22 protein-coding genes are annotated in these 22,938 nt (G+C 54.5%); 13 read left to right on the top strand and 9 right to left on the bottom strand.

The window, feature by feature from the left end; genetic code table 11:
• The first annotated feature begins 4 nt into the window (after positions 1-4).
• The gene (gene gppA / locus RS584_RS00800) at positions 5-1,489 is read left to right on the top strand and encodes a guanosine-5'-triphosphate,3'-diphosphate diphosphatase (RefSeq protein WP_017383602.1); all 1,485 of its coding nucleotides are present in this window, start codon (positions 5-7) and stop codon (positions 1,487-1,489) included.
• A gap of 51 nt (positions 1,490-1,540) precedes the next feature.
• On the opposite strand, the gene rep is transcribed toward gppA, so the two are convergent.
• Positions 1,541-3,565 (bottom strand): DNA helicase Rep, encoded by a 2,025-nt coding sequence (rep, locus tag RS584_RS00795; protein ID WP_015570023.1) that lies wholly within the window; start codon positions 3,563-3,565, stop codon positions 1,541-1,543.
• An 85-nt stretch (positions 3,566-3,650) separates the two neighbouring features.
• Here rep and ppiC point away from each other — a divergent pair, with 85 nt between their 5' ends.
• Entirely contained in the window at positions 3,651-3,932 is a 282-nt protein-coding gene (ppiC, locus tag RS584_RS00790) for a peptidylprolyl isomerase PpiC (RefSeq protein ID WP_006812396.1), read from the top strand.
• Positions 3,933-3,986: 54 nt separating this feature from the next.
• Here the strand turns inward: ppiC and cysE are convergent, their stop codons facing one another.
• The 5 genes from cysE to RS584_RS00765 all read right to left on the bottom strand — a co-directional run bounded on the left by cysE (position 3,987) and on the right by RS584_RS00765 (position 7,096).
• Positions 3,987-4,808, bottom strand: coding sequence for a serine O-acetyltransferase (cysE, locus tag RS584_RS00785; RefSeq protein WP_022646641.1), 822 nt, complete (start codon positions 4,806-4,808; stop codon positions 3,987-3,989).
• A 75-nt stretch (positions 4,809-4,883) separates the two neighbouring features.
• Positions 4,884-5,903 (bottom strand): NAD(P)H-dependent glycerol-3-phosphate dehydrogenase, encoded by a 1,020-nt coding sequence (gene gpsA / locus RS584_RS00780; RefSeq protein WP_006812398.1) that lies wholly within the window; start codon positions 5,901-5,903, stop codon positions 4,884-4,886.
• Entirely contained in the window at positions 5,903-6,370 is a 468-nt protein-coding gene (gene secB, locus RS584_RS00775; RefSeq protein WP_003860835.1) for a protein-export chaperone SecB, read from the bottom strand. The genes gpsA and secB overlap by 1 nt, the downstream gene beginning before the upstream one ends.
• A gap of 31 nt (positions 6,371-6,401) precedes the next feature.
• A complete protein-coding gene (gene grxC, locus RS584_RS00770; RefSeq protein ID WP_003860837.1) occupies positions 6,402-6,653 on the bottom strand; it encodes a glutaredoxin 3 in 252 nt (83 codons plus the stop codon).
• A gap of 11 nt (positions 6,654-6,664) precedes the next feature.
• Complete coding sequence (locus RS584_RS00765; RefSeq protein WP_017383604.1) at positions 6,665-7,096, bottom strand: rhodanese-like domain-containing protein; 432 nt, start codon at positions 7,094-7,096, stop codon at positions 6,665-6,667.
• Positions 7,097-7,344: 248 nt separating this feature from the next.
• Here RS584_RS00765 and gpmM point away from each other — a divergent pair, with 248 nt between their 5' ends.
• From gpmM to RS584_RS00750, 3 genes are read left to right on the top strand one after another with little or no spacing between them, the layout of a single operon-like run.
• Positions 7,345-8,889 (top strand): 2,3-bisphosphoglycerate-independent phosphoglycerate mutase, encoded by a 1,545-nt coding sequence (gpmM, locus tag RS584_RS00760; protein ID WP_032646785.1) that lies wholly within the window; start codon positions 7,345-7,347, stop codon positions 8,887-8,889.
• A gap of 33 nt (positions 8,890-8,922) precedes the next feature.
• The gene (gene envC / locus RS584_RS00755) at positions 8,923-10,182 is read left to right on the top strand and encodes a murein hydrolase activator EnvC (protein WP_248595745.1); all 1,260 of its coding nucleotides are present in this window, start codon (positions 8,923-8,925) and stop codon (positions 10,180-10,182) included.
• A gap of 3 nt (positions 10,183-10,185) precedes the next feature.
• Positions 10,186-11,118: a divergent polysaccharide deacetylase family protein gene (locus RS584_RS00750; protein ID WP_032622054.1), complete on the top strand. Its 933-nt coding sequence runs from the start codon at positions 10,186-10,188 to the stop codon at positions 11,116-11,118.
• A gap of 11 nt (positions 11,119-11,129) precedes the next feature.
• Here RS584_RS00750 and RS584_RS00745 read toward each other — a convergent pair whose 3' ends face one another.
• A complete protein-coding gene (locus RS584_RS00745) occupies positions 11,130-11,930 on the bottom strand; it encodes a glycosyltransferase family 2 protein (RefSeq protein WP_315748782.1) in 801 nt (266 codons plus the stop codon).
• Between the two features lie 206 nt (positions 11,931-12,136).
• On the opposite strand from RS584_RS00745, the gene RS584_RS00740 reads away from it, so the two are divergent.
• Together RS584_RS00740 and RS584_RS00735 are read left to right on the top strand one after the other, a co-directional pair.
• Positions 12,137-13,342 carry a glycosyltransferase gene (locus RS584_RS00740; RefSeq protein WP_033486967.1) on the top strand — a complete coding sequence of 402 codons (1,206 nt, stop codon included), beginning with the start codon at positions 12,137-12,139 and terminating at the stop codon, positions 13,340-13,342.
• A 15-nt stretch (positions 13,343-13,357) separates the two neighbouring features.
• Positions 13,358-14,272, top strand: a complete 915-nt coding sequence (locus RS584_RS00735; protein ID WP_047057000.1) for a hypothetical protein — start codon at positions 13,358-13,360, stop codon at positions 14,270-14,272.
• Between the two features lie 28 nt (positions 14,273-14,300).
• Here RS584_RS00735 and tdh read toward each other — a convergent pair whose 3' ends face one another.
• Both tdh and kbl read right to left on the bottom strand, forming a co-directional pair.
• Positions 14,301-15,329: an L-threonine 3-dehydrogenase gene (gene tdh / locus RS584_RS00730; RefSeq protein ID WP_017383610.1), complete on the bottom strand. Its 1,029-nt coding sequence runs from the start codon at positions 15,327-15,329 to the stop codon at positions 14,301-14,303.
• Positions 15,330-15,338: 9 nt separating this feature from the next.
• Entirely contained in the window at positions 15,339-16,535 is a 1,197-nt protein-coding gene (gene kbl, locus RS584_RS00725; RefSeq protein WP_015570030.1) for a glycine C-acetyltransferase, read from the bottom strand.
• Between the two features lie 213 nt (positions 16,536-16,748).
• Between kbl and rfaD the strand changes: the two genes are divergently transcribed.
• Genes rfaD through RS584_RS00695 form a run of 6 tightly spaced genes read left to right on the top strand, consistent with a single transcriptional unit; the run spans position 16,749 to position 22,934 of the window.
• Positions 16,749-17,681, top strand: coding sequence for an ADP-glyceromanno-heptose 6-epimerase (rfaD, locus tag RS584_RS00720; protein ID WP_003860858.1), 933 nt, complete (start codon positions 16,749-16,751; stop codon positions 17,679-17,681).
• Positions 17,682-17,683: 2 nt separating this feature from the next.
• On the top strand, positions 17,684-18,730 hold the full coding sequence (rfaF, locus tag RS584_RS00715) for an ADP-heptose--LPS heptosyltransferase RfaF (protein WP_015570031.1): 1,047 nt from the start codon (positions 17,684-17,686) through the stop codon (positions 18,728-18,730).
• Between the two features lie 3 nt (positions 18,731-18,733).
• Positions 18,734-19,717, top strand: a complete 984-nt coding sequence (rfaC, locus tag RS584_RS00710; RefSeq protein WP_032668862.1) for a lipopolysaccharide heptosyltransferase RfaC — start codon at positions 18,734-18,736, stop codon at positions 19,715-19,717.
• A gap of 3 nt (positions 19,718-19,720) precedes the next feature.
• Positions 19,721-20,830, top strand: a complete 1,110-nt coding sequence (locus RS584_RS00705; protein WP_017693958.1) for a glycosyltransferase family 9 protein — start codon at positions 19,721-19,723, stop codon at positions 20,828-20,830.
• Between the two features lie 5 nt (positions 20,831-20,835).
• Positions 20,836-21,735 (top strand): glycosyltransferase family 2 protein, encoded by a 900-nt coding sequence (locus RS584_RS00700; protein ID WP_315748780.1) that lies wholly within the window; start codon positions 20,836-20,838, stop codon positions 21,733-21,735.
• Positions 21,723-22,934 (top strand): O-antigen ligase family protein, encoded by a 1,212-nt coding sequence (locus RS584_RS00695; protein WP_315748779.1) that lies wholly within the window; start codon positions 21,723-21,725, stop codon positions 22,932-22,934. The genes RS584_RS00700 and RS584_RS00695 overlap by 13 nt, the downstream gene beginning before the upstream one ends.
• Positions 22,935-22,938: the final 4 nt, after the last annotated feature.

The following is a 22,938-nucleotide window of genomic DNA, read 5'->3' as shown; positions in this document are numbered from 1 at the left end:
AAATATGCTCAGCTCCACCTCGCTTTATGCGGCAATTGATCTCGGTTCGAATAGTTTTCATATGCTGGTTGTGCGCGAGGTGGCGGGAAGCATACAAACGCTGACGCGCATTAAGCGCAAGGTCCGCCTCGCGGCGGGCCTGAGCAGCGATAATCACCTCTCCCCGGAAGCCATGGAACGTGGCTGGCAGTGTCTGCGTCTGTTTGCAGAACGTTTGCAGGATATCCCGCTCAGTCAAATTCGCGTTGTTGCCACGGCGACCCTTCGTCTGGCGGTTAACGCTGGCGATTTCATTGCCAGAGCACAGGAAATTCTGGGCTGCCCGGTGCAGGTCATCAGCGGTGAAGAAGAAGCGCGTCTGATTTATCAGGGTGTGGCGCATACGACCGGCGGCGACGATCGTCGTCTGGTGGTCGATATCGGTGGCGCCAGTACCGAACTGGTCACGGGCACAGGCGCGCAGGCGACGTCGCTCTTCAGCCTGTCGATGGGCTGTGTGACCTGGCTGGAACGCTACTTTACCGATCGAAACCTTGCCAAAGAGAATTTTGACGAGGCGGAAAACGCGGCGCGTGCGGTCCTGCGCCCGGTTATGGACGAACTGCGCTATCACGGCTGGAAAGTGTGTGTCGGCGCGTCCGGAACCGTTCAGGCGTTGCAGGAAATCATGATGGCACAGGGAATGGACGAGCGGATCACGCTTGCCAAACTCCAGCAGCTTAAACAGCGCGCCATCCAGTGTGGTCGTCTGGAAGAGCTTGAAATAGAAGGGCTGACGCTCGAACGCGCGCTGGTTTTCCCCAGTGGGCTCGCCATTCTGATCGCCATTTTTACTGAACTGAATATCCAGTGTATGACCCTGGCAGGCGGTGCGCTGCGCGAAGGTCTGGTCTACGGAATGCTGCACCAGTCGGTCGATCAGGACATCCGTAGCCGTACGCTGCGTAACGTTCAGCGCCGCTTTATTGTTGATATCGACCAGGCACACAGAGTGAGTCAACTGGCGTCACTGTTTGCCGATCAGGTGAAAAAAAGCTGGGATATTGAACCGTTAAGCCGCGATCTGCTGCTAAGCGCCTGTGCGCTACATGAAATTGGTCTCAGCGTGGAGTACAAGCAGGCACCGCTGCACGCGGCCTGGCTGGTGCGTAATCTCGATTTGCCGGGCTATACGCCCGCCCAGAAGAAGCTGCTGGCCACCCTGCTGCTAAATCAGACTAACGCCGTCGATCTCTCTTCCCTTCACCAGCAGAACGCTGTGCCGCCGCGCGTGGCGGAGCATCTGTGTCGCCTGCTTCGCCTGGCGATCCTTTTTGCCAGCCGGCGTCGTGATGATTTGCTGCCAGCCATTACGCTGGCGGCAGACGATGAGAAACTGACGCTGACGCTGCCGGAAAACTGGCTTGAGGATCATCCGCTTGGGGCGGAACTGATTGAGCAGGAGTACCAGTGGCAGAGCTATGTGCACTGGGCGCTTGATGTGAAGTGACCCTTTGAAGCGTGCCGGGTGGCGGCTTTGCCTTACCCGGCCTGCAAATAGTTATCCCTTCTCTTTGGCTTTTGCCAGCATCGCGCGAATGTTTGCCACGTTTGCCTGCCCTTTGTGCATACGCTCTTCAGCGGTAATGACTTTACGCTCCTGCTCCCAGATAAGATCGTCCTGAGGCAACTCCAGCAGAAAACGGCTCGGCTCCGGGCGCACCAGCTCACCATACTGACGGCGCTCTTTGCACAGCGTAAACGTCAGCTCTTTCTGCGCACGGGTGATCCCCACGTAGGCCAGACGGCGCTCTTCGTCGACGTTATCTTCATCAATGCTGCTCTGGTGCGGCAATAAGCCCTCTTCCATCCCCACCAGATAGACATACGGGAACTCCAGCCCTTTCGAGGCATGTAACGTCATCAGCTGAACCTGATCGGCCTCTTCTTCGCTTTCGCCGCGCTCCATCATATCGCGCAGCGTGAAGCGGGTGACCACCTGCGTCAGGGTCATGGGCTCGTCAATCTCAGATCCTTCAAGCATTTCGGTCATCCAGCTGAAGAGCTGGTTAACGTTTTTCATCCGCATCTCGGCTGCTTTCGGGCTGGCAGAGGTTTCATACAACCAGGATTCGTAATCAATGCCGTGGATCAGATCGCGTACTGCCGCCACAGGCTCGCGCTCTGCCAGACGCTGCACCTCACCCAGCCAATGGGTAAAGCGGGTTAAGGCGTCATAGCCGCGCCCGGTCAGGGTCTGGCTCAGCCCCATATCGAAGCTGGCGGTGAACAGGCTTTTGTTGCGGGTCATCGCCCATTCACCCAGTTTTTGCAGCGTCGCAGAGCCAATCTCGCGTTTCGGCGTATTCACGATGCGCAGGAAAGCGCTGTCGTCATCCGGGTTGGTCAGCACGCGCAGATAGGCCAGCAGATCCTTGATTTCGGGACGCGAAAAGAACGACGTACCGCCGGAGATTTTGTAGGGAATGCGGTTCTGCATCAGCATCTTTTCAAAGACGCGCGACTGGTGATTACCGCGATAGAGGATCGCATAATCCTTGTATTCAGTTTTGTTGACGAAGTGATGGGCAATCAGCTCGCCCGTTACGCGCTCCGCTTCGTGCTCCTCGTTGTTGGCGCTGAGCACTTTCAGCTCGGTGCCGTAACCCAGTTCGGAGAACAGGCGCTTCTCAAAGACGTGCGGGTTATTGGCAATCAGGATGTTCGCCGCCTTCAGGATACGCCCGGAAGAACGGTAGTTCTGCTCCAGTTTAATCACCTGCAACGCCGGGAAGTCTTTGCTCAGTAGCACCAGGTTTTGCGGACGCGCGCCACGCCATGAGTAAATCGACTGATCGTCATCGCCTACGACGGTAAAGCGTGCACGCTGCCCTACCAGCAGCTTCACCAGCTCGTACTGGCTGGTGTTGGTATCCTGGTATTCATCCACCAGCAGGTAACGAATTTTGTTCTGCCAGCGCTCGCGTACCTCTTCATTCCGCTGAAGCAGCAGCGTCGGCAGCAGGATCAGATCGTCGAAATCCAGGACGTTACAGGCTTTCATATGCGCGTCGTACAGTCCGTAGCAGTGGGCAAAGATGCGGTCGCGCTCGCCTTTGGCGCTTGCCGCTGCCTGGGCCGGCGTCATCAGATCGTTTTTCCAGTTCGAGATCGTCGAGATCAGCTGTTGCAACAGCACTTTGTCATCTTCGATCAGCCCTTCCGTCAGCTCTTTAAGCAGCGCCACCTGGTCGGTGTCATCAAAGAGAGAAAAGTTGGACTTCATGCCCAGCGCCGCGTATTCGCGCTTGATAATATCCAGACCCAGCGTGTGGAAGGTGGAGATCATCAGCCCGCGCGCCTCTTTACGGCCCAGCGTCTGGCCGACGCGCTCTTTCATCTCACGCGCCGCTTTGTTGGTAAAGGTGACCGCCGCGATATGGCGCGCCTGGTATCCACAACCCCGAATTAAGTGGGCGATTTTGTTGGTGATCACGCGTGTTTTACCGGATCCCGCTCCCGCCAGCACCAGGCAGGGTCCGGTGACGAATTCGACAGCTTGTTGTTGTCCGGGGTTTAAACGCATAAATGGTCACTCAATGAAAGTCGGGAGAGGAGGAAAAACGCGTGGTAGTATACCGACCGTAAACTAGTCGACTCAAGGCACGATCATGGCAAAAACAGCAGCAGCACTGCATATCCTTGTTAAAGAAGAGAAACTGGCACAGGATCTGCTCGAACAGATTAAAAACGGCGCCGACTTCGGCAAACTGGCGAAGAAACACTCGATTTGCCCGTCAGGCAAACGCGGTGGTGACTTAGGCGAGTTCCGCCAGGGCCAGATGGTCCCGGCGTTTGATAAAGTGGTCTTCTCCTGCCCGGTGCTGGAGCCAACTGGCCCACTGCACACACAATTCGGCTATCACATTATCAAAGTGTTATACCGCAACTAATCAAAAGCCCGGTGCATTGACTCACCGGGCTTTTTTATTTAGGTGTTCCGGCGTTCAGATACCGTCGCCGTATTCGAAGGTGTGATGAATACCGTTGAAGTGCTGATCCATATCCATCGACGGCTTATCGCTGTCTGGCTTACCGACGATGCGCGCCGGGACGCCAGCGGCGGTGGTGTGCGGCGGTACAGGCTGGAGCACAACCGACCCCGCGCCAATCTTCGCGCCGCGTCCGACTTCAATATTGCCGAGGATTTTAGCGCCCGCGCCAATCATCACCCCTTCACGGATTTTCGGATGGCGATCGCCGCTGGTTTTACCGGTACCGCCCAGCGTAACGGATTGCAGGATCGACACGTCATCTTCGATCACCGCCGTTTCACCAACAACAATGCCGGTGGCGTGATCGAGCATGATCCCGCGGCCAATTTTCGCCGCCGGGTGAATATCGACCTGGAAGGTCACGGACACCTGGTTTTGCAGGAAGATGGCCAGCGCGCGGCGTCCCTCATTCCATAACCAGTGGCCGATGCGGTACGCCTGTAAGGCGTGGAAGCCTTTGAGATACAGCAGCGGCGTGGAATATTTATCCACCGCCGGGTCTCGCGTGCGCACAGCCTGGATGTCGCAGGCGGCAGAAGCAATCATCTCCGGATCTGCGGCGTAGGCCTCTTCTACCACCTCACGAATGGCAATAGCAGGCATGATAGGGGAAGCCAGTTTATTGGCGAGCATATAGCTCAGGGCGCTGCCGAGATTTTCGTGCTTAAGTAGCGTCGCGTGATAGAAACTGGCCAGCATGGGCTCACAGTCGGCCAACGCTCGGGCTTCGGCTTTAATATTATTCCAGACGATATCCAGTTCTTCACACGGCATTGCTTGCTCCAGACGATAGTTAATGACCAGCCAGTTCTGCGCTGGCTGGGTCATTCAGGTGACGATACTTCCCGGCTAATTGCTGCTGCGCTCGTCCTTGCGCGCACGACCTAATAAGGTCAATGCTGCCTCGCGCGCATTTTTTCCGCAATACAATACCTGATAAATTTCCTCGGTTATTGGCATTTCAACACCGAAACGGTGCGCCAGTTCGCGAACTTCCTTGGTATTGCGATAGCCTTCAACCACCTGACCAATCTTCTCCTGCGCGCTTTTTACATCGCTGCCCTGTCCGAGCATCATGCCAAAGCGGCGGTTACGCGACTGGTTATCGGTGCAGGTCAGCACCAGGTCGCCCAGCCCTGCCATTCCCATAAAGGTGGCCGGATCGGCACCCAGCGCTTCGCCCAGGCGGGACATTTCGGTCAGGCCACGGGTGATCAGCGCAGTACGCGCATTCGCGCCGAAACCGATGCCGTCAGACATCCCGGCCCCGATGGCAATGACGTTCTTCACCGCGCCGCCCAGCTGCACGCCGATAAAATCGGGGTTGCTGTACACGCGGAAGCTTTTGCCGCAGTGCAGCAGTTGCTGAAGATCGTCGGAAAATGCCTGGTCGGTGGACGCCAGCGAAATCGCCGTCGGCAAGCCCGCAGCCAGCTCTTTGGCAAACGTCGGCCCGGAGATCACCGCCAGCGGGATCGCTGTTCCCAGCGCTTCGCGGGCAACGTCCTGCAACAGACGTCCGGTTTCCGCTTCCAGCCCCTTCGTCGCCCACACAATACGCGCATCCGCACGCATCAGCGGCTTAATCTGACGCAGGACTTCGCCAAACACATGGCTTGGCACCACAATCAAAATATTGCGGCTGGCCGCCAGCGCGGTCGCGAGGTCGCTTTCCAGATACAGGGAGTCAGGGAACGGAACGTCCGGGAGAAACGCCACATTGCAGCGGTCGTGTTGCAACGTCGCGATATGTTTTGGATCGTGGCCCCACAGGACCACGTCGTGACCATTTCTTGCCAGCGTGATGGCAAGAGCGGTGCCGTAAGAGCCGGCACCGATCACAGTCATTGACGCATTAACAGTGCTCATCAGGCATCCTGATGTTGTTCGGCACCTTCGCCAGCCTGCTGCTGTAGATAGTTCATGAACAGCGCATCAAAGTTTACTGGCGCAAGGTTCAGTTGCGGGAATGTACCGCGAGAAACCAGGCTGGTGATGCATTCACGGGCATACGGGAACAGGATGTTCGGGCAGTATGCACCCAGGCAATGCGCCATCTGGTTGCCTTCGATGCCACCGATGGAGAAGATACCGCCCTGCTGAACTTCGCACAGGAATGCGGTTTCTTCGCCCAGAGAGGCGGTCACGGTGACACGCAGTACGACTTCATACACATCATCCGCCAGTTGGGTGGATGCGGTATCCAGATCAAGTTTAACCTCTGGCTGCCAGTCTTTCTGGAAAACGTGCGGCGCATTTGGCGCTTCGAAAGAGACATCCTTGGTGTAGATGCGCTGGATCTGGAAAGTCATCTCGGTGTTGTTTTGTTCTGACATGGAAAAACCCTTTTTAATTGTCCTAAAGTCTCTAGCTCAGCAGCGGATCGAGTCCACCGCGGGCGTCGAGCGCATACAAGTCATCACAGCCGCCAATGTGCTGCGCATCAATAAAAATCTGTGGAACCGTTGTGCGACCACTGCGTTGGATCATCTCTTCGCGTTTAATCGCGTCACCATCGATCGGCAGTTCCTTGAACGTTACGCCTTTGCTGGACAGCAGCGCTTTCGCTCGGTGGCAGAACGGGCACGTTGCTTTGGTGTAGATCTCAATATTGGCCATCACTTAACTCCTTATTTACCGCGCACTAAAGGAAGATTCTCCCCGCTCCAGCCGGAGATGCCTTCTTTCAGCACCGTTACGTTTTCAAAGCCTGCTTTATGCAGTGCGCTGGCAGATTCCTGCGCCTGCATGCCAGTGCCGTCAACAACAATAATCGGCTGGGCTTTATGCTTCTCCAGCTCACCAATGTTGTTCGCTTTAATTTCCGCTGGCAGCAGGTTGATAGCACCTGCAATATGGCCCTTGCGGAAATCGTCGCGCTGACGCAGATCGACAACCACGGCGTCCTCTTTGTTGATCAGACGTGTCGCTTCACCGCGGGTGATCACCTTAATTTTAGACGTCAGTCCCTTAAATGTGGTGAACAGTACAGCGACCAGCAGGCCAATCCACGCGATGCTCAGAACCGGGTGGCGGCTAACGAATTGCATAATTTCTTGCATGGGGGGTAACAACTCCCGACTAAGTGATTAAAAAAACCAGGACAGGAGTATACCTGTGCGCTGTGGCAAATACAGCCAGCGACATAAAGCTAATCTATTTTCTGCGGCATGCCACGTAAAAAAAGCCTCAAAATGGCCTGAGAACAGCATTGCCCCCGCGCTTTCTTTGATCTTCTGCGGCTATTTTATCGATTCAGCTGTAGTAAAATTACGCAAATTTTTTGTCTCTTGAGCATGAGGTTGTCGCAATGTCGGTTTCTAAAAAACCTATGGTACTGGTGATTCTGGATGGCTATGGCTACCGTGAAGATCAACAGGATAACGCCATTTTCAACGCCAAAACCCCGGTTATGGATGCGCTATGGGCAAAACGTCCCCACACCCTGATTGATGCGTCTGGCCTGGAAGTGGGTCTGCCGGATCGTCAGATGGGCAACTCTGAAGTGGGTCACGTTAACCTGGGTGCGGGCCGTATCGTTTATCAGGACCTGACGCGCCTGGACGTTGAAATCAAAGAACGTACATTCTTTGCCAACCCAACGCTCACCGGAGCGGTTGATAAAGCCGTTGCCGCAGGCAAGGCCGTTCACATTATGGGTCTGCTCTCTGCGGGCGGCGTTCACAGCCACGAAGATCACATCATGGCGATGGTAGAACTGGCCGCTGAGCGCGGTGCGGAAAAAATCTATCTGCACGCCTTCCTGGATGGTCGCGATACGCCGCCACGCAGCGCAAAAGGTTCTCTTGAAGCGTTTGAAGATAAATTTGCCGCACTGGGCAAAGGCCGCGTGGCGTCCATCGTTGGCCGTTACTATGCCATGGACCGCGACAACCGCTGGGACCGCGTTGAGCAAGCCTATGATCTGCTGACCCTGGCAAAAGGTGAGTTCCAGTTCCCGACCGCCGTTGAAGGCCTGGAAGCGGCTTACGCGCGTGATGAAAACGACGAATTTGTGAAGGCAACCGTGATCCGCGCTGAAGGCCAGGCCGATGCCGCCATGGAAGATGGCGATGCGCTGATCTTCATGAACTTCCGTGCTGACCGCGCCCGCGAAATCACCCGCGCCTTCGTCAACAGCGATTTCGACGGTTTCGCCCGTAAGAAAGTGGCGAAGATCGATTTCATCCAGTTGACCGAGTATGCAGCGGATATCAAAGCCCCATGCGCGTATCCACCCGCTTCCCTGGAAAATACCTTCGGCGAGTGGATGGCGAAAAACGATAAAACGCAGCTGCGCATCTCCGAAACTGAGAAGTATGCGCACGTGACCTTCTTCTTTAACGGCGGCGTAGAAGAGCCGTTTAAAGGCGAAGACCGCATTCTGATCAACTCGCCGAAAGTCGCCACTTACGATCTCCAGCCAGAAATGAGCTCTGCGGAGCTGACCGAAAAACTGGTGGCCGCGATCGAAAGCGGTAAATACGACACCATCATCTGTAACTATCCGAATGGCGACATGGTGGGCCACACCGGCGTGATGGAAGCAGCCGTTAAAGCGGTTGAAGCGCTGGACCACTGCGTTGAGCAGGTCGCGAAAGCGGTTGAATCCGTGGGCGGCCAGCTGCTGATCACCGCCGACCACGGTAACGCAGAACAGATGCGTGATCCGGCAACCGGTCAGGCGCATACCGCCCATACCAACCTGCCTGTTCCACTGATTTATGTAGGTGATAAATCAGTGAAAGCTGTGGAAGGCGGCAAGCTTTCCGACATCGCGCCAACCATGTTGTCGCTGATGGGTATGGAAATCCCTGAAGAGATGACTGGCAAGCCGCTGTTCATCGTGGAATAATCGCTCCCCATGAGGGGAAAGGCGATTTTTTCAATCACATGGGTCGTGAAGCCGCTTTGGTTATCAGTCAGACCTCTGCTTTGCGCCAGCGCACTCAGCGCTGGCGTATTGCTGTGCGCCGCATCCGCCCACGCGGATGACCGCGATCAGCTTAAATCCATTCAGGCCGATATCGCCGCCAAAGAGCGTGCGGTACGTCAGCAGCAACAGCAGCGCGCCACCCTGCTCGCCCAGCTTAAAAAGCAGGAAGAGGCCATTTCCGCCGCCGCGCGTAAGCTGCGTGAAACACAAAACACCCTTGCCCAGCTCAATAAGCAAATCGATGAAATGAACGCGTCGATTGCGAAACTGGAGCGTCAGCGCGATGCCCAGGAGCGGAACCTTGCTGCACAGCTTGATGCTGCTTTCCGTCAGGGTGAGCACACAGGCCTTCAGCTGATCCTCAGCGGTGAAGAGAGCCAGCGTGGTCAGCGTTTACAGGCCTATTTCGGCTATCTAAACCAGGCGCGTCAGGAGACCATTGCGCAGCTGAAACAGACGCGCGAAGAAGTCACCACGCAAAAAGCCGAGCTGGAAGAGAAGCAGAGCCAGCAGCAAACGCTGCTCTACGATCAGCAGGCGCAGCAGGAGAAGCTTGAGCAGGCGCGCAATGAGCGTAAGAAGACGCTCGCCGGGCTGGAGTCCTCTATCCAGGCAGGACAAAGCCAGCTGAGCGAAATGCGCGCCAACGAATCGAGACTGCGTAACAGCATTGCCCGGGCAGAAGCCGCGGCCAAAGCGCGCGCCGAAAAAGAAGCGCGCGAAGCGCAGGCGGTGCGTAATAAGCAGCAGGAAGCCTCCCGGAAAGGCACCACCTACAAACCGACTGAAAATGAACGTTCCCTGATGTCGCGTACCGGCGGCCTCGGCTCCCCGCGTGGTCAGGCTTACTGGCCCGTTCGCGGTACGATCCTGCATCGCTATGGCGAACAGTTGCAGGGTGAGCTACGTTGGAAGGGGATCGTTATCGGTGCGTCTGAAGGTAGCGAAGTGAAAGCCATCGCCGATGGCCGCGTGATCCTGGCCGACTGGCTACAGGGTTATGGGCTCGTGGTGGTGGTTGAACACGGTAAAGGCGACATGAGTCTTTACGGCTACAACCAGAGCGCGCTGGTCAGCGTTGGCACCCAGGTGCGCGCGGGTCAACCCATTGCCCTTGTGGGCAGCAGTGGCGGTCAGGGCCGCCCGTCACTCTATTTCGAAATTCGTCGTCAGGGTCAGGCGGTCAATCCACAGCCGTGGTTGGGAAGATAGGTTTTGCTTCAATTTCGTCGAATTGTTTTTTCCGTAGTCAGCGCACTGGCGCTGGCTGCACCGGTTTATGCAGGCAAACTCGCGATTGTGATTGATGACTTCGGTTATCGACCACACTATGAAAATCAGGTGCTGGCGATGCCGTCAGCCATCTCTGTCGCCGTCCTGCCTAATGCGCCTCACGCGCATGAAATGGCGACCAAAGCTCACAATGGCGGCCATCAGGTCCTCATCCATCTGCCGATGGCCCCCCTCAGCAAGCAGCCGCTGGAAAAAGATACCCTGCGCCCGGACATGAGCAGCGACGAGATCGATCGCATCATTCGCGATGCGTACAATAAAGTGCCGTATGCCGTGGGTCTGAATAACCATATGGGCAGCGCGATGACCTCCAGCCTGTACGGTATGCTGAAAGTGATGCAGGCGCTGGAGCGTTACAATCTCTATTTCCTCGACAGCATGACCATCGGCAACAGCCAGGCAATGCGTGCCGCTCAGGGGACGGGTGTAAAAGTCATCAAGCGCAAAGTATTCCTGGACGACTCCCAGAACGAAGCGGATATCCGCGTGCAGTTCAACCGCGCGGTACAGCTGGCGCGCCGTAACGGTTCGGCGATTGCCATTGGGCATCCGCATCCGTCTACCGTTCGCGTTTTGCAGCAAATGTTGCCGGGCTTACCCGCTGATATTACGCTGGTGCGTCCGAGCGATCTGCTCAATGAACCTCAGGTGGATACTTCTCGTCCGGGTAGCGCGCAACCACCCGCAACGCAGCCGCGTAATCCATTCCGCGGCGTGAAGAACTGCACGCTGAAACAGCCGCCTGAACCGGTCTATGCAACCCGTTTCTTCACGGTGATTGGCGAAAGCATCAGCAGCAGTACGTTGGTTAAATACGTCCAGCAACAGTGGCAGGGTTGGGGAAAAAAAGCCTGATCGGCTAACGCCTATTCTGCCAGATAAGAGTCCGACTGCTCTTTTGCAACGGACTCTTTCTTTTCCCGATCCTGATACCAGGCCTTGAAATACTTCAAAAAACTGTACGCCGTGGCATAAAACCCTGTCACCACACCTACTTTGCCCTGACGCCACGCACCGCTAAACAGATACCATTTGAAAAATGCGCCGATAGCGCTGATCGCGCCGCGACCAAGAGAGGGGCGTATCGTCTGATATTGAACCAGGCGAGTGGTATATCCGTTTAATTTATTAAAAAGTTCATGCAGTGAATAAAACGTATCATGTCTGACATAGCCTGGAATACGTTCAGAACGGAGAAAACCTTCAACCTGATCGTCTACTGGACGGTTATTAAATCGCGACTGCGTACGGTTAAAAAAACGCACCGGATAATCCGGTGATGAGACGGGATAAATCGTTCGGACATTTTCTCCCAAAACAAACCAGTGACGACATATCCGCCACGCCATATCCGGTTCGGGTTCATCGCCCATTTTTAATTTTAAAATAGCATCAACGGTTTCTTGATCGAGTATTTCGTCACTGTCCATGCACAACACCCAGTCGTTGTGCGCATGGGATACGGCATGGTTCATCTGCTCGCCGTGCCAGCTATATTTTTTGAATATGGGCGACAATCCATAACTCTGGCAAATATATATCGTCGAGTCTGTACTTCCGGAATCCACTATAACGAATTCATCTGCTATTTTTAAAAGAGGAGGAATAACATCGTGCAACGTTCTTTCGGAGTTAAACGTTAATAAGCAGACCGTTATTTTAAACATATTTTCACTCTCTCAATAACAACATAAAATTTTTGCACTCATACTATCGAATTGAGAAGAGGCGATTAAAGTCTTAAATCGCACTTTTAAAATAAGCGCGTTTAAAACCTTTCCTTATAAAAAGACAAAGAAATACAAAAAATCTATTTTATTTCAGTAAATTCTTTATAATGCGGTCAGATGAAGGGTAGCATACGGATTCAGACATGCCGCAAAAACGTAAAATCCTCCTCCTGGACACAGGCAAAGAATGGGGGGGAGGTACCAACAGTATGCTTGAGCTTCTGAAGCGAATCAACCGCGACAAATTCGACATTACCTGTTGTTTTTACAGTGATTATAGTCGTGCTGAAGGTCAAACGATTGGCCAGGTGCTCAATAGCATTGGGATCCCGCTACTCGTTATCCCTCAACGTAAGCAACCGGCATGGGCAAAACTACTGAAAGAAGCGGGACGTGGTCTGCTGTTTTTCTCGCGTTCAGCGCGCAAAGCATTTACGCGGCATATCGATACCCTGTGGCGCATTCGCCCCAACGTCAGCAAGATCGAGACCATTTTCAGGGAAGGTGGATTCGATACGCTGTATATGAACAACCAGCCAGGCTCTAACGAAGAAGGGTATCTGGCGGGCGCAAACCTGCATGCGCGGATAATCCAGCACTGCCGGATTGAACCGGTGCTGACCCCGCCGCTGGTGAAGCTGGTGAATACCCATGCCACAAAAATTATCGCCGTCTCGCACGGCGTTGAACGCGTGTTGCTTCAGCATGGCGTCCGGCCCGAGCTGTGTACCACGGTCAACAATGCTATCGACATCCACCAGCCTTTGCCCGACCGACGCGCGATGCGCCAGCGCCTGAACATTGATGACGACACGTTTGTGTTCGGCAGCATTGGCTCGCTAATCCCTCGCAAAGCCAACCACCATACGCTGGAGGCGCTGGCACAGTTCAGCCAGAGGCACCCGCAGGCAAAATGGAAGATGGTGCTGGTCGGTGAAGGGGCGGAGCGCGGCGCACTGGCGGCACAGGCTGACGCGCTGGGTATTGCTGAGCACGTCATTTTTACCGGTTTCCAGAACACGCCTTTTGACTATCTCGCCACCTTTGACGCATTTATTCTGGCCTCGAAGAGCGAAGGCCTGCCGCGCGTCGTACTGGAGGCAATGCTGCTGAATATCCCCGTGATTGGTTCAAAAGTGACCGGCACGGCAGAATTGATCGATCATGAGTCGACCGGCCTGCTGTTTCCCTGGAGCGACGTGTCGCAACTTGCTCAACATCTGGATAATATCTGGCAGGATCCTGCTCTGCGCGCCCGGCTCGCCGCTGCCGCACACCAGAATGTCTGCAACATGTATGCCATTGAAAGCTATGTTAACGGTGTCGAGGCCGTTCTTGGCGCGCAATAACCAAACGAGAAGAACATGTTTAAATTCCTGAATGCTCGCTACCGCCACATTACCGGGCGTCATAACATTCCTTACGCTTCCCTTCCGGTCACGCGCGATCTCGTTGCGGTTGATTCCATTGTGATCCCGTGTACGGGCGCGGATTTCGTCGAAGAGGCGTTATTGTCAGCGACCTTTGCAGAGCGTTATGCCACCGACGTCAGTGAGATTGTTATCGTCAGCGATCAGCCTGAATCCGCTTTCGGCGAGCTGCCGCCAAAAACCCGCGTTGTTACCCTCACGCTTCCAAAACGTGAAGAAGGATACCGCTATAAGCAGATCTACCTCAGTCGTCTGGTGAAGCTTAACGCTCCGTTGCAGGCGCGCGGTGAAGGTGTGCTGATGATCGACTCCGATCTCAACCTGCTTAAAATGCCAGAGATCAACATGGTGGATATGCACATCTACTCCAGCTTCCGTCAGGGCAAAATGATTGCCAAGCTGGACGGCGCGCCAGCGGAGAAAGTGCCAGCGTATTACAAAGAAACGGTGCGCCCGTATCTGGTCGATCACGTTAACGGCGCGTTTCTTGCCGCCACCAAAAAGACCTGGCGCCGTATCTGCCCGCTGTGGCTGACGCTGTTCCAGGATACCTGGGAGCTGATGGACGATACGCAGCCGCCGACCGATCAGCTGCCGCTCGCTGCGCTGCTGGACATGCTGGATGTTAAAACGGTTAACCTGGGCGACTGGATGAACTGGCCGGTCTCCAAGAAGATCGGCGGACAGGAAGCCGTTGTGCCGAAAGAGGTGATTGGCGCGCACGGTGGTTTCCCGCTTTCCGAATGGCAGAAGTATCTGGAATCGCCGGATAACAAACTGCTGTTCAAAGGCCAGGATTACACCCGCAAGGTGCGTTACCTGACGGACGAAGAGAAAAAGAATCAGTAAAAAAAAGGGGCCGCTGGCCCCTTTTTAATTACTTATCCCAGCTCAGGATCACTTTCCCTGACTGGCCGGACCGCATTGCGTCAAAGCCCTGCTGGAACTCATCGATGGAGAAACGGTGAGTGATAATCGGGGACAGATCCAGACCGGACTGGATCAGCGCGGCCATCTTGTACCAGGTTTCGAACATCTCACGGCCATAGATGCCCTTAATGAACAGCCCCTTGAAGATGACTTTGTTCCAGTCAATGGACATATCTGACGGCGGAATACCCAGCATCGCGATACGGCCACCGTGGTTCATGGTGTCGAGCATGGTGCGGAACGCCGGTGGCGCGCCGGACATCTCCAGACCCACGTCAAAGCCTTCGGTCATGCCCAACTCTTCCATCACATCGGTCAGGCTCTCTTTCGAGACATCCACCGCGCGGGTGACGCCCATTTTGCGCGCCAGCGACAGGCGGTATTCGTTCACGTCGGTGATCACCACGTTGCGCGCACCCACATGCTTCGCCACGGCTGCCGCCATAATGCCGATGGGGCCCGCGCCGGAAACCAGCACGTCTTCACCCACCAGGTCGAAGGAGAGCGCCGTGTGTACCGCGTTGCCGAACGGGTCGAAGATGGAGGCCAGATCGTCAGAGATATTGTCCGGGATTTTGAACGCGTTAAACGCCGGGATCACCAGGTATTCCGCGAAGCAGCCCGGACGGTTCACGCCCACGCCGACGGTGTTGCGGCACAGGTGGGTACGCCCACCGCGACAGTTACGGCAGTGACCGCAGGTAATGTGGCCTTCACCGGAGACGCGATCGCCAATGTTGAAGCCTTTTACTTCCTGGCCGATACCCACCACTTCGCCGACATATTCGTGACCGACAACCATCGGTACCGGAATGGTTTTCTGTGACCACTGGTCCCAGTTGTAGATGTGAACGTCAGTACCGCAGATGGCGGTTTTACGAATTTTGATCAGCAGATCGTTATGACCGACTTCCGGCTCCGGCACGTCGGTCATCCAAATCCCTTCTTCCGCTTTCAGTTTGGATAACGCTTTCATCATACGTCCTCAGGCAATGACGCCCAGCTGTTTGCCGATGCGGGTAAAGGCTTCCACCGCACGTTCAATTTGTTCAGGCGAGTGCGCCGCAGACATCTGGGTGCGGATACGCGCCTGACCTTTTGGTACCACCGGGAAGAAGAACCCGGTCACGTAAATCCCTTCTTTCTGAAGCTCACGAGCAAATTTCTGCGCGACAACCGCGTCGCCCAGCATCACCGGAATGATCGCGTGATCGGCACCGGCCAGGGTGAATCCTGCGGCACTCATTTTTTCACGGAACAGGCGGGCGTTAGCCCACAGGCGGTCGCGCAGCTCAGCCCCGGATTCCACCATCTCCAGCACTTTAATGGAGGCAGCCACAATCGCCGGCGCCAGGGAGTTGGAGAACAGATACGGGCGGGAGCGCTGGCGCAGCCACTCGACCACCTCTTTACGCGCGGCGGTGTAGCCGCCAGACGCGCCGCCGAGCGCTTTGCCCAGCGTACCGGTGATGATATCCACGCGGCCCATTACGTCGCAGTATTCGTGGGAGCCACGACCGTTTTCGCCGACAAAACCGACCGCGTGAGAGTCATCCACCATCACCAGCGCGTCGTATTTATCCGCCAGATCGCACACGCCCTTCAGGTTGGCGATCACACCGTCCATGGAGAACACGCCGTCGGTGGCGATCAGGACGTGGCGAGCCCCCGCTTCACGGGCCTCTTTCAGGCGCGCTTCCAGCTCAACCATGTCGTTGTTGGCGTAGCGGAAACGCTTCGCTTTGCACAGGCGTACGCCGTCGATGATGGAGGCGTGGTTCAGGGCGTCGGAGATAATTGCGTCTTCTGCGCCGAGCAGGGTCTCAAACAGACCGCCGTTGGCGTCGAAGCAGGAGGAGTACAGAATCGCGTCTTCCATTCCGAGGAAGTTCGCCAGCTTTTGCTCAAGCTGCTTGTGGCTGTCCTGCGTACCGCAGATAAAGCGAACGGAGGCCATACCGAAACCGTGGGTGTCCATGCCGTTTTTCGCCGCGGCAATCAGCTCAGGGTGATTCGCAAGACCTAAATAGTTGTTCGCGCAAAAGTTAATCACATGGCTGCCGTCGGCAACGGTGATGTCCGCCTGCTGGGCAGACGTGATAATACGCTCTTCTTTGAACAACCCTTCCGCACGTGCGGTGTCGAGGTCGCTGTTTAACTGTTTGTAAAAATCACCACGCATTGCAATTCTCCAGACTCGGCAAATTTTGGCACATATTACCCAAACCTATAGTTCATGACGAGATGACGCAGTATCTCTTCTCGTTTTTGCAGCATAAATCACGCGTACCCCTGCTGCATATCGGTGAATGGCTGAAGCCTGAGCATTGTGATGATATGATAAAGAGATTAGCGTTCGGGATATTCCCCGACTCATACTTCAAAGGTTACAGTTATGATCATCGTTACTGGCGGCGCGGGCTTTATCGGCAGCAATATTGTTAAGGCCCTCAATGACAAAGGCATCACCGACATTCTGGTGGTGGACAACCTGAAAGACGGCACCAAGTTCGTGAACCTGGTGGATCTGAACATCGCTGACTACATGGATAAAGAAGACTTCCTTATCCAGATTATGGCGGGTGAAGAGTTCGGCGAGATCGAAGCCATCTTCCACGAAGGTGCTTGCTCCTCCACCACCGAGTGGGACGGCAAGTACATGATGGATAACAACTATCAGTACTCCAAAGAGCTCCTGCACTACTGCCTGGAGCGTGAAATTCCGTTCCTGTACGCCTCTTCCGCGGCAACTTACGGTGGGCGCACTTCAGATTTCATCGAATCCCGCGAATATGAGCAGCCGCTGAACGTTTACGGTTACTCCAAGTTCCTGTTTGATGAGTACGTACGTCAGATCCTGCCAGAAGCGAACTCGCAGATTGTCGGCTTCCGCTACTTCAACGTCTACGGGCCGCGCGAAGGCCACAAAGGCAGCATGGCGAGCGTGGCGTTCCACCTGAACACCCAGTTAAATAACGGCGAAAGCCCGAAACTGTTCGAAGGCAGCGACGGCTTCAAGCGTGACTTCGTCTACGTGGGCGATGTGGCGGCAGTAAACCTGTGGTTCCTGGAAAATGGCGTGTCCGGCATTTTCAACCTGGGCACCGGCCGCGCGGAATCCTTCCAGGCGGTGGCAGACGCGACGCTGGCGTACCATAAGAAAGGCAGCATCGAGTACATTCCGTTCCCGGATAAGCTGAAAGGCCGCTACCAGGCATTCACCCAGGCGGACCTGACTAACCTGCGTGCCGCAGGCTACGACAAGCCGTTCAAGACCGTTGCCGAAGGCGTAACGGAATATATGGCCTGGCTGAACCGCGACGCATAAGCATGAAAATTCTGGTGATCGGCCCGTCATGGGTGGGCGACATGATGATGTCGCAAAGTCTCTATCGCACGCTCAAGGCGCGTTATCCCCAGGCGATAATCGACGTGATGGCACCCGCATGGTGCCGTCCGCTGTTATCGCGTATGCCGGAAGTGAACGAGGCGATCCCGATGCCGCTCGGCCACGGGGCGCTGGAAATCGGTGAACGCCGCAAACTCGGCCACAGCCTGCGTGAGAAGCGCTATGACCGCGCGTACGTGCTGCCAAACTCTTTTAAATCCGCCCTTGTGCCCTTCTTTGCGGGCATCCCGCACCGTACCGGCTGGCGCGGTGAAATGCGTTACGGCCTGCTGAACGACGCCCGGGTGCTGGATAAAGAGGCCTGGCCGCTGATGGTGGAGCGCTACGTGGCGCTGGCCTACGACAAAGGCGTGATGCGCAGCGCGAAAGATCTGCCGCAGCCACTGCTGTGGCCGCAGCTCCAGGTAAGCGATGGGGAGAAATCCCACACCTGCAACGCATTTGGCATTTCGTCCGAACGCCCGATGATTGGGTTCTGCCCTGGCGCAGAATTCGGTCCGGCAAAACGCTGGCCGCACTATCACTATGCAGAGCTGGCGAAACAGCTTATCGATGAAGGCTATCAGATTGTGCTGTTTGGCTCGGCGAAAGATCATGAGGCGGGCAATGAAATTCTCGCCACGCTGAGCACCGAGCAACAGGCATGGTGCCGCAACCTGGCCGGGGAAACGCAGCTCGAGCAGGCGGTTATCCTGATTGCCGCCTGTAAGGCCGTGGTCAGTAACGACTCTGGCCTGATGCACGTCGCCGCCGCGCTGGACCGCCCGCTGGTCGCGCTGTATGGCCCAAGCAGCCCGGACTTCACGCCGCCGCTCTCGCACAAGGCGCGCGTGATCCGTTTGATCACCGGCTACCACAAGGTGCGCAAAGGCGATGCCGCAGAAGGTTACCATCAGAGCCTGATCGACATTACCCCGCAGCGTGTTCTCGAAGAACTCAACGCACTGCTGTTGAGCGAAGAAGGATAACGGATGCGGGTATTGATCGTTAAAACCTCCTCAATGGGTGATGTTCTGCATACGCTGCCGTCGCTGACGGACGCCATGCGGGCCATTCCCGGCATCCGTTTTGACTGGGTGGTGGAAGAAGGCTTCGCGCAGATCCCCACCTGGCATGAAGCGGTTGATCGCGTGATCCCGGTGGCCATTCGCCGCTGGCGCAAAGCGTGGTTCTCTGCCCCGATTAAAGCCGAACGCAAAGCCTTCCGCGAGGCGGTGCAGGCGCAACGTTACGATGCCATCATCGACGCGCAGGGGCTGGTCAAAAGCGCCGCGCTGGTGACGCGTCTGGCGCACGGCGTAAAGCACGGCATGGACTGGCAAACCGCCCGCGAACCGCTGGCGAGCCTGTTCTATAACCGTCGCCACCATATTGCGAAGCAGCAGCACGCCGTGGAACGTACCCGCGAGCTGTTCGCTAAGAGTCTCGGCTATGCAAAACCCGACCTCCAGGGTGACTACGCCATCGCACAGCATTTTCTGCGCGAAACGGACAAGGATATCGCGCCCTATCTGGTTTTCCTGCATGCCACAACGCGCGACGATAAGCACTGGCCGGAAACGCACTGGAGAAGGCTGATTGAACTAATGCAACCTTGCGGTATCCATATTAAACTCCCGTGGGGCGCTGAACATGAGCGACAGCGAGCGGAACGTCTGGCAGCGGGTTTTTCCCACGTCGAGGTGTTACCCAAACTCACGCTGGCGCAGGTTGCCGCACAGCTGGCGGGCGCTAACGCCGTCGTTTCTGTGGATACAGGGTTAAGCCATTTAACCGCCGCACTGGATCGTCCTAATATCACGATTTTCGGCCCGACCGATCCGGGGTTGATCGGGGGTTACGGTAAAAACCAGCATCAGATGGTCAGCCCTACGCAGCAAACGAAGGATATTAGCGCAGATGCTATTTTTTCATTTTTACAGGGCAGCCATCGGCTTTCCAACAGGGATATTTAACCCATGAGTTATGTATTTCTGCTGATTTTACTCTTTCCGGTGAAACTCATCCGGAAGCTGTTTCGAAAGGACACGGGCAAGAACCTTGTCATTCAGACAGCCAAAATCGGTGACTTTATTAATGCGACGCCTCTTCTGGCATATCTGCAAAAAAGCGATGTGTTGATCAGTCGCAGCGTTGGCGCGCTGGCGAAGCATGATGAGACTATTGAGCAGATCTATTTTATTGAGCAGCATAAGCGCAACCTGTGGCGTAAACTGTGCTTCGCGTGCAGGATCATGAACCGCTACGACAACGTCTACCTGCTACAGCCCAACAGCGTGAACCTCTTTTTTGCCGCCGTCTGCAATGCCAAAAACAAACAATTTTTAAGCATTTACACGCGCAGGTGGTATCACGGGATTTTCTATCTCGCGGCCGACGGTACCGTTGAGCATGGCAAAAAAACGCTTTCGGTGACGAACTACCTGAAACTGGCCGACCGCTCGCTCACGTGGCAAGACTCTCCCAAGCACGCCACAAAGCCACTCTTCAAGCCGACGACCTGGCCGGCCATACTTGATAAACCTGGCGTTATCCGCATCGGCATCAGTATTGCGGCGGGCAATAAAGCCAAAACCGTCCCTCCGGTTATCTGGAAGCGGATTGTTGATCAACTTGCTGATTTACCCTGCGAGTTTTATGTCTTCGGCGCGCCAAACGAACAGTCGTGGATGGACGATATCACCCGTCTTTACGGTGACATCCCCAATTTTATCAATCTTATTGGCAAAATTTCGCTGGAAGAGCTTCCCTGGGCCATTTCTAAGATGGACTGCTATATCGCGTCTGACTCGGGGAATGTCTACATCGCAGACGCCGTCGGCGTGCCGGTGGTCCTGCTGTTTGGACCGTGTTGTCACTATGAACAGCGTCCGCTTGGCAATGTGATGCTGATCGGGAATGACGATAACATTTGTTCTTATGTGTTTGAAACGCGCTATTACTTCCCGCAAGAACGGGAAGCGCTATTCTCTGTCACTGACTCCGCGTTACACGATCTTCAGCAGTTTATCCGTACACTACCAAAAGCCCGCTCACTGGCTAGCGCTACCGACGCTCAAGGAAACTAATTTTTATGGCTTTTTTAAGCGTCATTATTGCTGCGCATAACGCTGAAGCTACGCTGCACGCCACGCTTTCAAGCCTTCTGGCAGCAACCGATCAGGACACTGAAATTATTATTTTCAATGACAGTTCTGAGGATGCCACGCAGGCAATAATTGAAGAGTGGTCGCCGAAATTTCCTCAGATCATAACGCGCACCGTGAACTTTCGTAACGTCGGCCGGGTACGAAACAGTGCTGTCGCGCTGGCATCGGGTGAGTATATTACGATGCTCGACAGTGATGATTGCTTAAAGCCGGGCAGCCTCAGGGATGCAATGACCTTCCTGAAAGCGCAACGTCCGGATATGTTACTGACACGTTTGCTTGAGATTCGCGATCCCCGGAGAATGACTTCAGACTGGCAGGGATTTAATCCTGTGCCATTGTCACAACATGAAGCAATTACTCGTTTCTTACGTCATAAAGACTTTCAGGCACATCTCATTGGCCAGTTTATTCATCGTAGCCTTTACGAGAAAAATCCCATACCTCCGATGTTATGTTATGAGGATTTCGCTGTCTTCCCGGGAATGTTGATGCAATCGAGTAAAATAGCCTATCAGCGCCAGGGGCATTATTATTACATCAAGCGTCCTGACAGTTTGTCGAGCAGTCTGGACGCCAGCAAAATTTCAACGCTTGTCGAATGCACGTTACAGATGGAAAGAACATTTCCGTCACGCTACAAACATCTCGTCAATTGCCACTGGTTTGATATTTACAGCAACCATCGGTCCTGTCTGACAGACCAACAATTACAGCTCGTGAAACAACGCGTAAAGACCATGTATACATTGTCTTTTTTCCTGTCCACCGATGTTCGTTTTAGCTACAAAAAAAGGGTTATTGAGGCGTTATGGAAAAAATAAAACCACGGCTATATCAACTGACGATCGCTTTAAGCCTCATCTCCTTGATACTGGCTTTAGTCAGTTCTGGGAAGCAAAGAGAGTTTTTCTATATTGCTATTTACGTCAGTATTATTGGCCTGGCTTTCGAATATAAAAAAATCACTCTGCGACCTTTTACTATAGCGCTGCCCATTCTGCTGATTGGGTTACTTAACCTCGGCTGGTACTTACTCTATGAGTATCATAACGAGGGCCTCAACCTTTACAGCGACTACCTCGGCGCCAGCAAAAAGTTAATTTTAGCGAGTATCCTGATTTTCTATATCGATCGCTTTAAGTTTTATATCGATAAGGACACCTTCAGGAAATTCTTCTTCTTCGCAACGGCCTTGGGGTTTGTGCTCGCCACAGGGTATGGCTTGTGGCAGGCCTCGCAAGGTATGACTCGCGTTGAGATGGCAATTAACCGTGCCACCGTTTCAGCTTATGTTTATTCTGTCCTGTCACTGGCTTTCGTATACAGTCTTTACCTTCAACAGAACGTGAAGCTGTATGTTATTGCGGGCTTCACTATATTAATCTCTTACTTCGTCATACTGTTGACGGGGACCCGCGCTGCGATGGGTTTATATCTGCTTCTGGCGATTGTGCTCACGCTTTATCATTTCAGAAAGATTCATCTTAAATCAGCCCTCATCTTTTTATGCATTGTTGCAGGCGTTGTAATCGTTAGCTACAAGCCATTGATTTCGCCAAAAATACAACAAACCCAACGTGAGGTTGAACGTTATCAACAAGGCTATGACCGCACCTCACTCGGCGCACGTTTTTCGATGTGGACTATCGGGATCGAGAATGGTCTTGCCCATCCGTTAGGGCAATCGCTGGAAGAGCGTGAAGCGTGGACCCGACACTACATTAAAGACGGCCATCCTCACCTTGGCAGTGCACTCGAATACATCAAAGTCCACCTGCATAATGAATTTATTGAGAAATACTCTTTGCAGGGGATCCCCGGCGTAGCGGTAATGCTCTTTTTCTTCGTTTCGATGATTGTGTATGCCCTACGAAACAGAAACGCACTGCTGCTGACGTCGATGCTTCTTTTGCTTTTGTATGGACTGACGGATGTCATACTGCTCAGTTCAGAAGCCTTAATCTTCTTTATGATTTTGTTTGCGTTAAGTACACCTTTCTCACAAACAAAACAGCAATAACAAA

The organism is Enterobacter sp. DTU_2021_1002640_1_SI_PRY_ASU_LCPMC_013, assembly GCF_032389435.1.
GTDB lineage: Bacteria > Pseudomonadota > Gammaproteobacteria > Enterobacterales > Enterobacteriaceae > Enterobacter > Enterobacter hormaechei_C.
Note: the sequence above shows the minus strand (reverse complement) of the source record. Positions and strands in the feature narration are given on the sequence as shown.

Coding starts and splice junctions, on each gene's coding strand:
- gppA (WP_017383602.1), top strand. CDS start 5: ATGCTCAGCTCCACCTCGCTTTATGCGGCAATTGATCTCGGTTCGAAT.
- rep (WP_015570023.1), bottom strand. CDS start 3,565: ATGCGTTTAAACCCCGGACAACAACAAGCTGTCGAATTCGTCACCGGA.
- ppiC (WP_006812396.1), top strand. CDS start 3,651: ATGGCAAAAACAGCAGCAGCACTGCATATCCTTGTTAAAGAAGAGAAA.
- cysE (WP_022646641.1), bottom strand. CDS start 4,808: ATGCCGTGTGAAGAACTGGATATCGTCTGGAATAATATTAAAGCCGAA.
- gpsA (WP_006812398.1), bottom strand. CDS start 5,903: ATGAGCACTGTTAATGCGTCAATGACTGTGATCGGTGCCGGCTCTTAC.
- secB (WP_003860835.1), bottom strand. CDS start 6,370: ATGTCAGAACAAAACAACACCGAGATGACTTTCCAGATCCAGCGCATC.
- grxC (WP_003860837.1), bottom strand. CDS start 6,653: ATGGCCAATATTGAGATCTACACCAAAGCAACGTGCCCGTTCTGCCAC.
- RS584_RS00765 (WP_017383604.1), bottom strand. CDS start 7,096: ATGCAAGAAATTATGCAATTCGTTAGCCGCCACCCGGTTCTGAGCATC.
- gpmM (WP_032646785.1), top strand. CDS start 7,345: ATGTCGGTTTCTAAAAAACCTATGGTACTGGTGATTCTGGATGGCTAT.
- RS584_RS00745 (WP_315748782.1), bottom strand. CDS start 11,930: ATGTTTAAAATAACGGTCTGCTTATTAACGTTTAACTCCGAAAGAACG.
- RS584_RS00740 (WP_033486967.1), top strand. CDS start 12,137: ATGCCGCAAAAACGTAAAATCCTCCTCCTGGACACAGGCAAAGAATGG.
- RS584_RS00735 (WP_047057000.1), top strand. CDS start 13,358: ATGTTTAAATTCCTGAATGCTCGCTACCGCCACATTACCGGGCGTCAT.
- tdh (WP_017383610.1), bottom strand. CDS start 15,329: ATGAAAGCGTTATCCAAACTGAAAGCGGAAGAAGGGATTTGGATGACC.
- kbl (WP_015570030.1), bottom strand. CDS start 16,535: ATGCGTGGTGATTTTTACAAACAGTTAAACAGCGACCTCGACACCGCA.
- rfaD (WP_003860858.1), top strand. CDS start 16,749: ATGATCATCGTTACTGGCGGCGCGGGCTTTATCGGCAGCAATATTGTT.
- rfaF (WP_015570031.1), top strand. CDS start 17,684: ATGAAAATTCTGGTGATCGGCCCGTCATGGGTGGGCGACATGATGATG.
- rfaC (WP_032668862.1), top strand. CDS start 18,734: ATGCGGGTATTGATCGTTAAAACCTCCTCAATGGGTGATGTTCTGCAT.
- RS584_RS00705 (WP_017693958.1), top strand. CDS start 19,721: ATGAGTTATGTATTTCTGCTGATTTTACTCTTTCCGGTGAAACTCATC.
- RS584_RS00700 (WP_315748780.1), top strand. CDS start 20,836: ATGGCTTTTTTAAGCGTCATTATTGCTGCGCATAACGCTGAAGCTACG.
- RS584_RS00695 (WP_315748779.1), top strand. CDS start 21,723: ATGGAAAAAATAAAACCACGGCTATATCAACTGACGATCGCTTTAAGC.